Annotated in this window: 16 protein-coding genes and 1 pseudogene; 11 read left to right on the plus strand and 6 right to left on the minus strand. The window is 72.7% G+C overall.

Annotated features, from left to right (window positions below):
• Positions 1-127 precede the first annotated feature (127 nt).
• Positions 128-1,252 carry a CDP-alcohol phosphatidyltransferase family protein gene (locus tag ACTVAJ_RS27755; RefSeq protein WP_470391240.1) on the plus strand — a complete coding sequence of 375 codons (1,125 nt, stop codon included), beginning with the start codon at positions 128-130 and terminating at the stop codon, positions 1,250-1,252.
• Between the two features lie 16 nt (positions 1,253-1,268).
• A complete protein-coding gene (locus ACTVAJ_RS27760; RefSeq protein ID WP_470391241.1) occupies positions 1,269-1,664 on the plus strand; it encodes a DUF3618 domain-containing protein in 396 nt (131 codons plus the stop codon).
• Between the two features lie 284 nt (positions 1,665-1,948).
• On the opposite strand, the gene ACTVAJ_RS27765 is transcribed toward ACTVAJ_RS27760, so the two are convergent.
• Positions 1,949-3,181 carry an alanine racemase gene (locus ACTVAJ_RS27765; protein ID WP_470391242.1) on the minus strand — a complete coding sequence of 411 codons (1,233 nt, stop codon included), beginning with the start codon at positions 3,179-3,181 and terminating at the stop codon, positions 1,949-1,951.
• A gap of 169 nt (positions 3,182-3,350) precedes the next feature.
• On the opposite strand from ACTVAJ_RS27765, the gene purU reads away from it, so the two are divergent.
• From purU to ACTVAJ_RS27805, 8 genes are all read left to right on the plus strand, one after another.
• Positions 3,351-4,241, plus strand: coding sequence for a formyltetrahydrofolate deformylase (purU, locus tag ACTVAJ_RS27770; RefSeq protein ID WP_470391243.1), 891 nt, complete (start codon positions 3,351-3,353; stop codon positions 4,239-4,241).
• A gap of 390 nt (positions 4,242-4,631) precedes the next feature.
• A complete protein-coding gene (locus ACTVAJ_RS27775) occupies positions 4,632-5,114 on the plus strand; it encodes an Asp23/Gls24 family envelope stress response protein (protein WP_470391244.1) in 483 nt (160 codons plus the stop codon).
• A 2-nt stretch (positions 5,115-5,116) separates the two neighbouring features.
• Complete coding sequence (locus tag ACTVAJ_RS27780) at positions 5,117-5,434, plus strand: hypothetical protein (RefSeq protein WP_470391245.1); 318 nt, start codon at positions 5,117-5,119, stop codon at positions 5,432-5,434.
• Between the two features lie 46 nt (positions 5,435-5,480).
• On the plus strand, positions 5,481-5,654 hold the full coding sequence (locus ACTVAJ_RS27785; protein WP_470391246.1) for a hypothetical protein: 174 nt from the start codon (positions 5,481-5,483) through the stop codon (positions 5,652-5,654).
• 8 nt (positions 5,655-5,662) lie between these two features.
• On the plus strand, positions 5,663-6,022 hold the full coding sequence (locus tag ACTVAJ_RS27790; RefSeq protein WP_470391247.1) for an Asp23/Gls24 family envelope stress response protein: 360 nt from the start codon (positions 5,663-5,665) through the stop codon (positions 6,020-6,022).
• A 1-nt stretch (position 6,023) separates the two neighbouring features.
• A complete protein-coding gene (locus ACTVAJ_RS27795) occupies positions 6,024-6,629 on the plus strand; it encodes a DUF6286 domain-containing protein (RefSeq protein ID WP_470391248.1) in 606 nt (201 codons plus the stop codon).
• 1 nt (position 6,630) lies between these two features.
• Positions 6,631-7,221 carry an Asp23/Gls24 family envelope stress response protein gene (locus tag ACTVAJ_RS27800; RefSeq protein ID WP_470391249.1) on the plus strand — a complete coding sequence of 197 codons (591 nt, stop codon included), beginning with the start codon at positions 6,631-6,633 and terminating at the stop codon, positions 7,219-7,221.
• Between the two features lie 379 nt (positions 7,222-7,600).
• Positions 7,601-7,849, plus strand: a complete 249-nt coding sequence (locus tag ACTVAJ_RS27805; protein ID WP_470391250.1) for a hypothetical protein — start codon at positions 7,601-7,603, stop codon at positions 7,847-7,849.
• Between the two features lie 31 nt (positions 7,850-7,880).
• Here ACTVAJ_RS27805 and ACTVAJ_RS27810 read toward each other — a convergent pair whose 3' ends face one another.
• Complete coding sequence (locus tag ACTVAJ_RS27810; RefSeq protein WP_470391252.1) at positions 7,881-8,546, minus strand: DNA-binding response regulator; 666 nt, start codon at positions 8,544-8,546, stop codon at positions 7,881-7,883.
• A 93-nt stretch (positions 8,547-8,639) separates the two neighbouring features.
• On the opposite strand from ACTVAJ_RS27810, the gene ACTVAJ_RS27815 reads away from it, so the two are divergent.
• Positions 8,640-9,542, plus strand: coding sequence for an oxidoreductase (locus tag ACTVAJ_RS27815; protein ID WP_470391253.1), 903 nt, complete (start codon positions 8,640-8,642; stop codon positions 9,540-9,542).
• Positions 9,543-9,604: 62 nt separating this feature from the next.
• On the opposite strand, the gene ACTVAJ_RS27820 is transcribed toward ACTVAJ_RS27815, so the two are convergent.
• The 4 genes and pseudogenes from ACTVAJ_RS27820 to ACTVAJ_RS27835 form a co-directional block, all read right to left on the minus strand.
• Positions 9,605-10,240 (minus strand): hypothetical protein, encoded by a 636-nt coding sequence (locus ACTVAJ_RS27820; protein WP_470391254.1) that lies wholly within the window; start codon positions 10,238-10,240, stop codon positions 9,605-9,607.
• Positions 10,241-10,540: 300 nt separating this feature from the next.
• The gene (locus ACTVAJ_RS27825) at positions 10,541-12,202 is read right to left on the minus strand and encodes an ATP-binding cassette domain-containing protein (protein WP_470391255.1); all 1,662 of its coding nucleotides are present in this window, start codon (positions 12,200-12,202) and stop codon (positions 10,541-10,543) included.
• 416 nt (positions 12,203-12,618) lie between these two features.
• A complete protein-coding gene (locus tag ACTVAJ_RS27830; RefSeq protein ID WP_470391256.1) occupies positions 12,619-14,031 on the minus strand; it encodes an L-serine ammonia-lyase in 1,413 nt (470 codons plus the stop codon).
• A 72-nt stretch (positions 14,032-14,103) separates the two neighbouring features.
• Positions 14,104-14,315, minus strand: a pseudogene (locus tag ACTVAJ_RS27835) (serine hydroxymethyltransferase); the annotation flags it as partial.

The following is a 14,315-nucleotide window of genomic DNA, read 5'->3' on the forward strand; positions in this document are numbered from 1 at the left end:
TCGGTCCGGTCCGTCACCGACCCGGACCTGTACGTACACTCGGGCGACACGCCCGCTCCGGTAGGCGGCCTCGGAGCCCCACGGGACCGGAACAGACCCGCTTCGCGTTTGGGAGTCATTGCCGACGATGCCTGGATTCACACTCGACGAGGTCAGGACACGGACCCTCAAGGAGCGCGACTCCTGGTGGACGGTCCACCTCGTGGACCCGATGGCGGTCCGGCTCGTACGCCTGTTGGCCAACCGGACGTCGGTCACGCCCAACCAGCTGACGGTGGCCGCGCTCTTCCTGGGGCTGGGCGCGGCGGTCTGTTTCGCGCTGGGGTACCGGGAGGCGCTCGCCCTGGGCGCACTGCTGTACTTCCTGTGCTTCCTCGTGGACTGCGCGGACGGCAAGCTCGCCCGGCTCACCGACACCGAGTCGCTGTTCGGGTCGTGGATGGACTACGTCTCCGACCGGTTCCGCGTGCTGGTGTGCGCGGTCGCCCTCATGGGCGGCCAGTACGTCGTGGCGACGGAGAACAACCCGGACTCCGCCCCCGTGGTGTTCGTGTGGCTGGCCCTGGCCGTGGTCTTCCTGGACATGCTGCGGTACCTGAACGCGCTCCAGGTGTACAAGCTCCGCCGTGAGATGCGCTCCCACCTGGCCGGGGCGCTGGAGCGGGCGCGTGCGACGCTGTCGATGCTGGAGCCCGAGGAGGAGGACGGGGCGGACCTCACCGGGGGCCGGCGCGGCGGCGCGATGAGCGACGGCGGCGAGCAGGCGGTGCTGCGGCACGGGATCGACGTGTTGGAGCAGATCCTGCACAGCCAGAACGAGCGGGAGACGCGCAACCACCGGACGGCGGGCAAACAGCCCGACATGACCCTGCCCAAGGTGGACCTGCACCAGGAGTTCCGGACGCGGTTCCCCTGGTACACGAGGTTCTGGGGAGCGTTGAACGCCCGCCGGGTGCGGACCCACCTGTTCAGTGGGATCGAGTTCCAGATCGCGGTGTTCGTGGTCGCCCCGCTGGGCGTGGCGCTGACCGGGATGCCGGCGGTCATCGGCTGGACCGCCGCGGCGGCGGGCGTTTTGCTGCTCGCGTTCGAGATTGCCATCATCTATAAACTGTGGTTGTCCACGCGGGACTTCTTCCGTGTGGTCGACGGAATCGATGGTGCGCTGAGATTCTCCGGTCCGTCCGACGGCGCGGAGGACGAGAGCCGGGGCACCGGCTCGGACACGGACTCTCATTCGACCCTGCGCTGACTGAGGAAGGCACCCTATGACGGGACGCGACACCGAGCCGCGCCAGACCCCGGCCGACATCGAGGCCGAGATCAACCGCGAACAGCGGCGGTTGGCGGAAACCCTGGACGAGTTGGCCGTGCAGGCCCGCCCGGCCAACATCGCGCGGCGGCAGATCACCCGGGTCCGTGAGCACGGCACCCGGATCGCCGACGAGGCCCGGGCGCTGATGGCGGGCGGCGGCGCGGTGCGGGTGGAGAGCCACCTCGTCGAGCCCGAGGAGGGCAGCATCCTCCTGCGCGGCGACGAGGAGGTCGTGACCACCTACCAGTCGCGGCGCAAGCTTCCCCCCGAGGCGCTGATCCTGGCCGCGGGCGTGGGCACGGTCATCGCCGTGGGCGTGGTGGCCTGGGCGGTCCGGCGGCGCAGGTAGGCGCGGACGTTCTCCCGGAGCGGTCGCCCGGGGGCCCCGGCCCGGGTTCCCGGCAGGGCTCCGCGCGATGGGGCCAAGCGCCTGGCGGGGCGCGGCCGGCAGACGTGGCCGAGGGAGGTACCGCGCCGAAGGAGCCCGAGGGCGGTGACGGTCGGCGGGTGGGCGGAATCCCCGCCTCCGGGCGTTCGCACGCGGGCCGAAGCGGAGCGGCAGGACCACGACGAGCACGGCCCGGACGGTGACGGATCCGTCCGGGCCCTCGGCGTTTCCGGGGCCGGGCCGGGTCAGAGGAAGGTGCGGCCCTCGCCCCGGTAGGTGGGGACGCCGCCCAGGTACTCGCCGGTGTCGCCGTCGATCAGGTGCAGGGTGTCGAAGCGTTCGCACATCTCGCCCGCCTTGGCGTGGCGCATCCACACGCGGTCGCCGACCTCCAGGTCGCGCGCGGCCGTGCCCAGGAGCGGCGTCTGCACCTCGCCCGCGCCCTCGTTGGCGGTGTAGGAGAGCCCCTCGGGCAGGTGGGGCACGGGCGCGCGGTGCCGGTCGGCCGGGCCGGAGGCGGGGTAGCCGCCGCCCAGCACGGTGGCCACGGCGGGGGAGGGGCGGCGGACGACGGGCAGCGCGAACAGGGCGGCGGGGCGGCCGCCGAAGGCCCGGAAGTGGTCGAAGAGGTGGGGGTGGTAGAACCCCGAACCGGCGGCGAGCTCGGTGACCGCGCGCTCCCGGCCGGTGGTGTGCAGGCTGCCGGTGCCGCCCCCGTTGACGAAGCGGACGTCGGCGACCTCGCGGACGGCCCGGACGATGGCGGCCCGGCGCCGGGCGAGTTCGACGGCTGAGCGCCGCTGGACGGCGCGCAGCAGGTGTCCGAGGAGGGGCTGTCCGGGGGGCGCGTCGCCGACCCCGGCGATCTGGCCCTCGTAGGCCATGACGCCGTCGAGGAGGAGCTCGGGGCGGCGGACCACGGCGCGTGCGAGGGCGGCCGCCTGCGCCGGGGTGCGCAGGGGGGAGCGGTAGGTGCCCACGCGCAGGTGCGGACCGAGCGGTTGCCAGCTGGTGTCGATGTCCAGGCACACGCGGACGGGGGGCGCGTCCGGGCCGCGTTCGTCGGCGGCCTCGGCGACCGCGGTGCTGATGAGGTCCAGATGGGCGGTGCAGTCCACCATGAGGGTGATGGAGCGGGCGGCCTCGGGGCTGCGTGCGAGCCGGGCGAGGGCGTCCCGGTCGGCGGTGGGGTAGGCGACCAGGATGTCGTCGCTGACCGGGCCCTGTTCCTCGTCGGTCGCCAGCCAGAGTGCCTCGGGCAGGGTGAAGGCCATGACGCCCGCGTAGCCGGGAAGTTCCAGGGCTGCGCGGAGCAGGGGGCGGCTGCGCACGGATTTGCTGACGACCCGGATGGGGCGGTCGTGGGCGCGCCGGGTCAGTGCGGTCGCGTTGGCGCGGAAGGCGGCCAGGTCGACGACGGCGAAGGGGGCCTGGAGGTCACGTGTGGCCGCCTCGTACTTCTCGCGCGGAGGTGTCATGGCATCGAGGATGCCAGAACATGAATCAATTTCATATTCCCTGCGTTGGCCGTTCCCGGACGCGTGTGGCCGCCGCGACCCGGCCGAACCCGCGCGCGGTTCGACAGGTGCCGATATCCTGGAGCATCCTGGCTGATCAGCCGGTCCGATCCCTGGAGTGGTTCTTTCCATGAGTGAGCGCGAGTACGTCCTGACCCTTTCGTGTCCCGACAGCCGGGGCATCGTCGCGGCGGTGGCCAACCTGTTGTCCGACCACGGTTGCAACATCACCGAGAGTCAGCAGTACGGTGACCACTACACGGGACGCTTCTTCCTGCGGATGCAGTTCCTCGCGGAGCGCGGGACGGACGGCGCCGCGGTCGGCGAGGACGACCTGCGGGGCGCGTTCGCCGCGCTGGCCGGCGACTTCAGCGACGGGGCGGGCGACCCGGTGGTGGAGTGGAGCCTCCAGGCCCGCGACATCCGTCCGCGCATGATCGTCATGGTCTCCAAGTTCGGGCACTGCCTCAACGACCTGCTCTACCGCCAGCGCAGCGGGCTGCTGGGCGTCGACATCGCCGCCGTGGTGTCCAACCACCCCGATCTGGAGTTCCTCGCCGACTCCTACGGCGTGGACTTCCACCACCTGCCGGTGACCGCGGCGACCAAGGGGGAGCAGGAGGCGCGGCTCCTGGAGCTGGTCGACTCCTACGACGTGGACCTCATCGTCCTGGCCCGGTACATGCAGGTGCTCAGCGAGCAGCTGTGCGTCAAGATGTCCGGTCGGATCATCAACATCCACCACTCCTTCCTGCCGAGCTTCAAGGGCGCGCGCCCCTACCACCAGGCGCACCGGCGCGGGGTGAAGCTGATCGGGGCCACCGCGCACTACGTGACCGCCGACCTCGACGAGGGCCCGATCATCGAGCAGGAGGTGTCCAGGGTCGACCACACCCACAGCCCGGAACAGCTCACCGCGATCGGCCGGGACCTGGAGTCCGTGGCCCTGGCGCGCGCGGTCAACTGGCACGCCCAGCGCCGTGTCCTGCTGAACGGGGACAAGACGGTCATCTTCGACTGAACGGGTGCGGCTCCCCACGGCGGCACGCCGGGGGCGGGATCGTTTTCGGACGCACAGGGGGGCGCCTTCGGGCGCCCCTTCGCTTTCCCCTCCACAGGGATTCGCGGCGCGGTTTTGGGGCAGGGATGGTACTGCCGTTACCTTTCTGAGCAGGAAATCATCACCCAATGCATCTTGGCGACTACGAACAGTACGTATATGGTGTGTTGAGGTAGATTCCCGTCGGCTCGCGGGCGGACACGGTGACCGGGTTTCGGTCGCCGTCTCCGGGGCGTTGTCTTCCGGCTGAGGGGGCGTCACGGATGGTCGCGTGTGAGATGGCGACCCAGTCCGTCGTCCCCGGCGCCGGCCGCGAGCACGGGTCTTGTGCACACTGCGTAGGGGGGACCGGTGTCGGAGACCAAGAGTGAGGCGAGAGTACCCGGAGCCCGTGACGCGGCCCAGGGTGAGCGCGGTGCCGCCGGTGGCGGACACACGCACATCGCCGACGGCGTCGTCGCCAAGATCGCCGGGATGGCCGCGCGGGAGATCGGCGGCGTCCACGCCATGGGCGGCGGTGCGGCACGTGCGGTCGGAGCCGTACGCGACGTGATGACCCGGGGCGGTGACGGCGGCTCGGTGACCCGAGGGGTCTCGGTCGAGGTGGGCGAGCGCCAGGCCGCCGTCGACATCGACCTCGTCGTCGAGTACGGCGTGGCCATCCAGGACCTGGCCGCCGCGGTGCGCCGCAACGTCACGGCCGCCGTGGAGCGGATGACCGGGCTGGAGGTCACCGAGATCAACATCAGGGTCGACGACATCCACCTGCCCGACGACGGTGACGACGGGGACGCCGAAACGGCCGGGGGCGGTAGCGCGCCCCGGGTCCAGTAACGGTGGACGAGGCCGTCGCACCAGGGGAGACCGCGGCGCGCCTGGCCCGGGCCGCGGTCCGCTTTCCGGACGTGGTGGCGCTGTCCGCGGGCGCGTTCGGGACGATCAGCACGCCGACGCGCGGCGGTCTGGTCAGCGGCGTCGCGGTCCGGTCCGGGACGGCCGAGGTCGGGCTCGTCGTACGGTTCGGGCGCCCCATTCCACAGGTCGTCGATGAGGTGAGGGAGGGGTTGGCCCCGCTCGCCGGAGAACGTGTCGTCCACGTGTTCGTGGAGGACGTGGTGGCCGGGCTCGGAGGCGGCGCCCCGTCCGGCGACTGAGGTCGCCGCGGGCGCCGGAGGCGGTTGGACACGAGAGGGGGAGGCCATGTGGCCGATCGTGGGGTTGGCGTTCGGGACGGTGCTGGGTCTGGCCGGGGCATTCGGCGGGTTCGCGGCCTTCGTTCTGGTCCTGGGTCTGGGGGTCGCCGGGTTCGTCGCCGGACGGGCGGTGGAGGGCGAGATCGACCTCGCCCAGGTGTTCACGCGGCGTTCGGTGTAGGAGCGCGGGTGGAACGGGTACGCGACGGCCGGGTGAGGGTCCCGCAGCAGCGGAGCGTGCCGGGGGCGGAGGGTGCCCTCGGCCGCGACCCCGGCGGTTGGACGGACATTCCGCCGCGGGTGGTCGAGCGCGTCGCGGCGCGGGCGATCCGGGAGGTCCCCGGAGCCGAACCCGCGCGGTCACGTGTGGCCAGGGCCCGGCTGGGCGGCGGCGTCGTGCGGTTACGGCTGCGGATCGCGGTGCCTTACCGGGGGTCGGTGACCCAGGTCGCCGAACGGGTGCGTTCACACGTCAGGGAGCGGGTCGAGTGGACCACAGGAGGACGGGTCCACCACGTCGACATCGAGATCGCGGAGTTGGTGTGCTGACATGACCACCGTGGAAGAGGTCCTGGGCCGTCCCGACCAGGGGATCGACCGGCGGGCGAAACGCGTGGCGGTGCACACGTTCCGTCCCCGCAGGTCCTGGCCGGCGGTGATCACGGGGGCGGTGATCCTCGTGCTGGCCGTGGTGTCGGCCGCCGAGGTCATCTCGGCTCTGGCGGGCAGCCCGCTGCGGATGATCCCGGTCGGTGCGGCGACGGACTACGCGGAGACCACCACGTGGTCCGAGCCGTCGGTCCAGATCGCCTCGGCGCTGCTCGCCGCGATCGGGCTGGCCCTGATCGTCGTCGCGCTGGCCCCCGGCAACGGCCGGTGGACGGCGCTGCGCACCGACGACCCGGCGTTGGTGGTCGGACTGACCCGCCCGGCCCTGCGCCGGACGGTGTCGTCGGCCGCGCAGGAGGTCAGCGGGGTCGACTCGGTGCACGTGGTGCTGCGCGGGCAGCGGATCCGGGTCCACGTGCGTACGGGCACACCCGACCGGGAGGGGCTTCCCTCCGAGGTGACCGCGGCCGTGGAACGCCGGTTGGAGGAGTTGGCCCCGCTGCGCAGCATGCGGATCGTCACGCACGTGCGCTACGCGGAGGACTGACATGGGTCGGGACATGAACCGCCGGTCGGCCAGGGGCAACCGCGTGGGTCTGGTGGTCGTCGGAGTACTGCTGGCGGTCGTGGGGCTGGCGGCGCTGGCCGCGGGCCGGGGCCTCCTCGGAGCGGACCTGGCGGGCGAGGCGATCGCCGGTGAGCGGGTCAGGGAGTTGCTCGACCGCCGCTGGGTGCCCTACGCGGCGGTCGCGGTGTCCTTCCTCGCCGGGTTCCTGGCCCTGCGGTGGCTGCTGGTCCAGGGCATGAACGACACGGTCGGCAGGGTGGTGCTCGACCGCGGTCCCGGCGGGCGCGTGGAGATGAGCGAGAGCGTGGCGCGCGGAGCCCTCGAACAGGAGGTCGCCGAGTACCCGGGGGTGCGCCGGGCGCGGGCCCGGCTGACCGAGTCGGGTGAGGCGCCGCACCTGCGGCTCGCGCTCCTGCTGGAGGAGGACGCGGACGTGACGCGGGTGTGGGAGCGGGTCCGCTCGGAGGCGCTCGAGCACCTGGGCGAGGCCCTCGACCTGGAGCGGATCCCCACGGTCATCCGGATGTCGGTGGCCGCTCCGGCGCGGGCCCCGCGCCGCGGCCTGGTGTGAGGGGAGCGCCTACCCCCCGATACCGGGACGAAGGCCTCTGGCGGGGGCGCGGTGCCCCTGGCACTCTCGATCCATGGTCGACGATCGCTGTGTCCACGACTTCCTGCCCGGCCAGTGCGGGCTCTGCCGTCCCGCGGCCCCGGGACTGACCGACCGTGTGACGATCACCGAGGGTGGGACCGTGTTCCACCGGTCCCGGTGGTGTGAGGCCCTGATGGACGGACAGAGCAAAGCGGGTCGGGTGGGTCTGGAGGTGCACGACCCCCAGGTGGTTCCGCTCGAATGGGTGCGGTACGACCGTCAGCCGTGCGAGCAGTGCTTTGCCGACCACACGCCGGAAGACTCCGAAGCGCGTTGACCGTGTCCGTACGCTGGTGCCATGCCGGGGCAGCGGAGGGGACGTGAACGCGAGGCGGGCCGGAGGCGGGCCCGGGAACGGCGTGAGCGCGGGGGCCGGTGGGTGGTGCTCTTCGAGACCGGCGACCACCAGGAGTTCCGTGCCTACCTGAAGGGGGCGCAGGTCGCCCGTTTCCCTGCGGACGACGTTCGTCTGGACACCCTGTGCGGGCGGGAGCCGACATCCGTCCGGTACCGGGTGAGCGTGCTCGTGCCGCGCGGCGGCGGGTGAGGGCTGGGCCCGTGTCGGCGGCGGACCCCGCTCAGCCGATCAGCCCGTGTTCCCCGGCGCGCACACCGGCCTGGAACCGTGACCCGGCGTCCAGGGTCCTGAGGAGGTCCGCCACGCGCCTGCGGTAGGTGCGCAGGGACAGCCCGAGCCGGCGGGCGGCGGCCTCGTCGGTGAGTCCGCCGGCGAGGGCGCCCAGGACGGTGCGCTGTCCGTCGTCGACGAACGGCCTCTGCCGGTGCAGGTAGGTTCCCAGGTCGGCCGCGGTGTCCCAGGCGGCGCGGAACAGGGCGCGCACCCCGTCGACGAGCGTCGCCGACGTCGTCACCGTGAACTCGCGCTCACCCGCTGCCGCGGCGCCCGCCAGGATGAGGACGCGACGGTCGATGATGATCGTCTCGTGGGGGAGTTCGGTGGTGCAGATCCGCACCCGCGCGCCCCGGTCCGCGAGCTCGAACAGGTGGCGGCGGGACTCCTCGTCGGCGAGGGCGACCGGGGTGAAGAGCTTGCGGACCGCCACCCCGTTCGCACGCGACACGGTCATCCCGCGTGCGGCCTCCGCCCGTGCGCCCGGCCGGGACCAGGTGTTCAGGTCGACCGCGGCGCAGACGAACTCCGACCGCGCCCCGGCGAACAGGCGCTTGGCGCGGGCGGCCAGTTCGGCCTCGCCCCGGAGGGTGATCGTCTGCTCGTGCGGCACCCCGCCAGTCTCCCAGACCGCGGTGGCACGCGCACGTGGCAGCTTCCTGCCAACCGCTGGTCCGCCCCGCCCGCCCGGCGACATGCTCGTCCCATGACGACGAACGCGACGGCCGACCTGAGCGGCCACCTTCTTCTCGGCGGCGACCTGCGGATCAACCGGCTCGGTTTCGGAGCCATGCGGCTGGCGGCGAACGCGCTCGACGGACCGGCCCGGGACCCCCGCACGGGGATCGCCGTCCTGCGCCGGGCCCTGGAACTCGGCGTGGACCACATCGACACGGCGGGCTTCTACGGGCGCGGTGGCGTCCACGCGCACGAGCTCATCCGCGAGGCGCTCTTCCCGTATCCGGACCACCTGGTCATCGCGACGAAGGTCGGGCCGCTGCGCGACGCGTCGGGGACGCCCGCGAGCGAGGCGACACCCGAACAGCTGCCCGGCCTGGTCAAGGAGGACCTGCGCAGACTCGGCCTGGACCGGCTCGACCTGGTCTACCTGCGGGTCGGAGGGATGGCCCCGCCCGGCGGAGCCCCGGTCGCCGACCGGTTCGCCGCGCTCGCCGCGCTGCGGCAGGAAGGGCTGATCCGGCACCTGGGTGTGAGCAACGTCGACGCCGCGCAGTTGGCGCAGGCGCGGTCGATCGCCCCGGTCGCCGCGGTGCAGAACCACTTCCACGTGCACCACGACGGTGACGCGGACCTGCTGCGCCAGTGCGAGGAGTCGGGCATCGCGTACGTGCCGTTCTTCCCGCTGGGCGGTGGGCGGGCGCCGATCGACGCGGCGCGGGTGAAGCCGGTCGCGGCCAGGCACGGCGCGACGGTCGCGCAGACCGCGCTGGCCTGGTTGCTCGCCGCCTCGCCCCGGCTCCTGGCCATCCCGGGCACGGGGGCGGTCGACCACCTGGAGGAGAACGTGGCGGCGGCGGGGGCCCGCCTCACCGAACGGGACCTGGCCGAACTCGCCGGGCGGGCTCGGACCCCCGTCGACCGGGGATGAACGGGACCGCAGCTCGTGCACTGGCGGTTCCCCTGCCCGGGGAGGCCGCGACCGCGCCGCACTCACTCCCAGCCGTGGTCGTCCTCCTCCGATCGGGTGATCCGCTCCGCCTCCATGACGACCTCGTCCCTGAGCGTGCGCATGTAGTAGTGCTTGTCCTTCATCAGCGCCAGACCGTAGAAGAGCTGGTCGAGCAGCGGGTCTTCCTCCAGCTCGTCGGGGATGCGGCAGGAGCCCCCGGTCAGCTCGACGTCGAACTCCCGGACGGCGGGTTCGCTCTCGCCGCTCTCCGACCTGGTCCGGCCATGGGCGCTGAACGTCCAGCGGTTCAGGCCCTCGGTCCGCAGGACGTAGTACTCGGAGCCGCGGCGGTGGAACTGGAGCGGCAGCCTGACGGCGAGCGTGTGGTGGACGCGTCGCCACGGGGGTTCCGGGCCGAAGTGGTGCAGGTCGGAGAAGAGCGTCTTGCGCAGTTCCTCGTACGACCGGGCCAGACGGGTGAGGCCGTCGGTCACCGAGAGCAGGTCCAGCCGGTTGTCGCACCAGTCGATGTTGGAACGCCTGCTCTCCCACTCGGAGAGCACCCACTCATGGAGTTCCCGGTGCAGGGGGCCCGGGAGGGGACGGGCGTCCTCGATGGTCTCGATGGCGAACCGGATCCCGTTGTGGAGCTGGGCATAGCGCTCTCTCAAATCCATGTGACCACGCTTTCCGTTCCGGCGGCGGGGGCGTTCCCCGTCCGTCTGACGCGGTGGGCGCGGCCGCGGTTCGGGCGGGTCCGCCAGCACGTCGATGACGTTCACGGTGCGGGCGCCGCGCGAGGCCCCTGAGGGGGCGGCGAACGACCGTCCGCCGCCCCGTCGCCGGTCGCGAACCCGCGGGCGGACACCGTCGGGAACCCTGTGCCGGGGAACCCCGTGGTCCTTCGGCGATCCCCGCGAGCACGACGCGGGTACGGCGCCGCACCCGACCGGCGCGGGTGCGGCGGAACGCCGGATTCACCCCGGGGACCCGCCCGCCAGCAGGGCGCGCACCCCCTCACCGGTGGTCTCCACCAGCTCCTCGCCCACGAACAGCCACCGGGTGATCCCGATCGAGTCCAGGAACGCCAGGTCGTGGCTGGCCACGATCAGCGCGCCCGCGTAGGACTCCAGGGCCCCCGTCAACTGCCGCACGCCGGACACGTCCAGGTTGTTGGTGGGCTCGTCCAGCAGCAGCAGGTGTGGCGCGGGGGAGGCCAGCAGCAGGGCCGCCAGCGCCGCCCGGAACCGCTCACCGCCCGACAGGGTCCCGGCGGCCTGGGCAGCCCGCGCTCCCCGGAACAGGAACCGGGCCAGCTGGGCGCGGATGCGCTGCGGCTCCACATCCGGTGCCAGGCGCTCGACGTTCTCGGTCACCGTCAGGGCGTCGTCCAGCACGTCCAGCCGCTGGGGCAGGAACCGGGCCGGAACGAGCACCCGCGCCGACCCCCGCGCCGGTTCCAGCTCCCCGAGCAGGGTGCGCAGCAGGGTGGTCTTGCCCGCCCCGTTGCGGCCCACCAGGGCGATCCGCTCGGGGCCGCGCACCCACAGGTCCGCGCCCGACAGCGCCCCGTGCACCGGGGTCAGCCCCTCGGCCCTGAGCACCCCTCGGCCCGAGGGCACCGCGGTCTCGGGCAGCTCCACCCTGATCTCGGCGTCGCCGCGCACGGCCCCGGCGGCCTCCTCCCGGCGCTCCCGCGCCTCCTGGAGACGGTCCTCGTGGACGTCCTTGAGCTTGGCCGAGGACTCCTGGGACCAGCGCCTGAGGTTGCCCGCGGCGATCTTGGGGATGCCGCCCTGGGCCTGTGCCCTGCGGTTCTGCTTCAGACGGCGGGCCAGTTTGGCACGGGTCTCCTCCAGTTCTCGCTTCTGGCGCCTCATGTCGGCGTCGGCGGCCCGCAGGGTGCGCTCGGCGGCCTCCTGCTGCACCGCCAGCGCCTCCTGGTAGTCCGACCAGCCGCCCCCGTACCAGGTGACCGCCCCCGAGCGCAGCTCGGCGACGCGGTCCACCCGCTCCAGCAGGTCGATGTCGTGGCTGACCACGATCAGCGTGCCGGTGCGCCACCCGTCCACGGCGTCGTAGAGCCGTTTGCGGGCGAACAGGTCCAGGTTGTTGGTGGGCTCGTCCAGCAGCAGGACGTCGGGCCGCTCCAACAGCAGGGCGGCCAGACGCAGCAGGATCGCCTCGCCGCCGGAGATCTCCCCGACGGTGCGGTCCAGGCCGATGCCGTCCAGGCCGAGCCCGCCCAGGGTGGCCAGGGCGCGCTCCTCGACGTCCCAGTCGTCGCCGACCGTCGCGAAGTGCTCCTCGGACACGTCGCCGGACTCGATGGCCTCGAGCGCCGCCCGGGTGTCGGCGATACCCAGGACCCGGTCGACGCGCAGGTCGGTGTCCAGGGTGGTGTTCTGCGGCAGGTAGCCCAGGCGCCCGTGGACGGTGACCGCCCCCGACACGGGACGCAGCGTTCCGGCCAGCAGGCGCAGCAGCGTGGATTTCCCCGAACCGTTGGTGCCGACCAGGCCGGTGCGGCCGCGGCCGACGGTCAGGGACAGGTCGTCGAAGACGGGCGTGCCGTCGGCCCAGGCGAAGTCCAGGGCGGAGACGGCCACGGAGGCATCGCTGCCAGTGGGGTGGGACATGGTTCTCTCGCAGTACGGAAGCGAAGTGACAGGGGCTTCGTATGCGAGCACCACGCGGCCGCGGCCGACAGGAGGGGTGGGAGGGTCCCGTTGGGGGACGGCTCGTGCACCGAGGTTCCATCCACGCGGTTCCACCGACGGCCCGGGGCCGTGGCGGGCGGCCGACGGAGGGCCGTGCCGCGTGATGATCGCGAACCTCAGATGCGCAACGTCCACCTCATTCGTAGACAACAGGACGGCCGTCACTGTACACGCTCCACCACCCCGTGCCAACAACCGCGACCACGTCCGCTCCGGGAGGTCCCCGCGGCGTCGGCAGGCTCCCGGGGCCGCGTACGTCGGCTGAGGATGTCCGGCGACTCGGGCCGACCGGTGTGCCCCGTCCCCTCGAACCCACTGCCCGGGGCGCTTCTCCGTCAGCACTCGATGACGTTGACGGCGAGGCCGCCGCGCGAGGTCTCCTTGTACTTGTCGTGCATGTCGCGTCCGGTGTCCCTCATGGTCCTGATGACCTTGTCCAGCGACACGAAGTGGCTGCCGTCGCCGCGCAGCGCGATCCGTGCCGCACTGATCGCCTTCACCGAGGCCAGGGCGTTGCGCTCGATACACGGCACCTGTACCAGTCCGCCGATCGGGTCGCAGGTCAGCCCCAGGTTGTGCTCCATCGCGATCTCCGCAGCGTTCTCCACCTGGGCGGGGGTCCCGCCCAGCACCTCGGCCAGCCCGGCGGCCGCCATCGACGACGCCGAACCCACCTCGCCCTGGCAGCCGACCTCGGCCCCCGAGATCGACGCGTTCTGCTTGAACAGGATGCCGATCGCCGCAGCCGTCAGCATGAACCGCACGACGCCCTCGTCGCCCGCGCCCGGGCTGAAGTGCAGATAGTAGTGGAGCACCGCCGGAACGATCCCCGCAGCGCCGTTGGTCGGGGCGGTCACCACCCGGCCCCCGGCCGCGTTCTCCTCGTTGACCGCCAACGCGTACAGGGTGATCCAGTCGCTGCCGCGCATCGGGTCGGAGTCCACCGAGGTGGGCGGCAGCAGCCCCGAGTCGTCGCAGACCCCGCCCAGCTGCCGGTACAGCCGGTGCGCGCGCCGCGGCACCCTCAGCCCGCCGGGCAGGCTCCCCTCGGTCAGCACGCCCCGGCGCACGCACTGGCGCATCGCGGTCCAGATCGTGAGCAGTTCGGTCCGGATCTCCTCGGCGGTGCGTCCGAACGCCCGCTCGTTGGCGAGCATGATCGCGCTGATCGACATCCCCGTCTCCGCGCACAGGCCCAGGAGTTCCTCGGCCGTGGCGAAGGGGTACGGCTGCACGGTGTCGTCCACGGTGATCCGGTCGGCGCCCGCGGCCCGCTCGTCGACGACGAACCCGCCGCCCACGGAGTAGTACACCTTCGACGAGATCTCGGCACCGACGGAGTCCAGCGCCACGAACCGCATGCCGTTGGGGTGGTCGGGCAGGCTCTCCTTGCGTCGGAAGTCGACGTCCACCGCCGGGTCGAACGCGACCGTCGGCCCCTCCGGTCCGCCCAGGGACAGCGTCCGCTCGGTACGCGTTCGCTCCACGAACCCGGGGACCGCGTCCACGTCCACGTGCTCGGGCGTGTGCCCCATCAGCCCCAGGATCACGGCGGTGTCGCTGCCGTGGCCCTTGCCGGTGAGGGCGAGGGAGCCGTACAGCTCCGCCCGCACGTGCGCCACACCGGACAGCTCGCCACGCGACCGCAGACCCTCCACGAAGGTCAGGGCCGCCCGCATCGGGCCGACCGTGTGCGAACTCGACGGTCCGATACCGATCGTGAACAGGTCGAAGACACTGATGGCCATGGCTGTCCTCCTCGTTGAGCACAGGTACGGCTGGGCCGCGCGGGGCGCGGACTGCGCCCCGCGCGGTCGGTCCTACAGGTGGGGGTAGAGCGGGTGCTGGTCGGCCAGGGCCCGCACCCGGCCCCGCAGCGCCCCGGCGTCGAACTCGGGCTTGAGCGCCTCGGCGATGATGTCGGCGACCTCGGCGAAGTCGTCCTCGCCGAACCCGCGTGTGGCCAGCGCCGGGGTGCCGATCCGCAGCCCCGAGGTCACCATCGGCGGACGCGGGTCGTTGGGCACCGCGT

This window comes from Nocardiopsis sp. KDC1DS13DA1 (genome assembly GCF_055632325.1).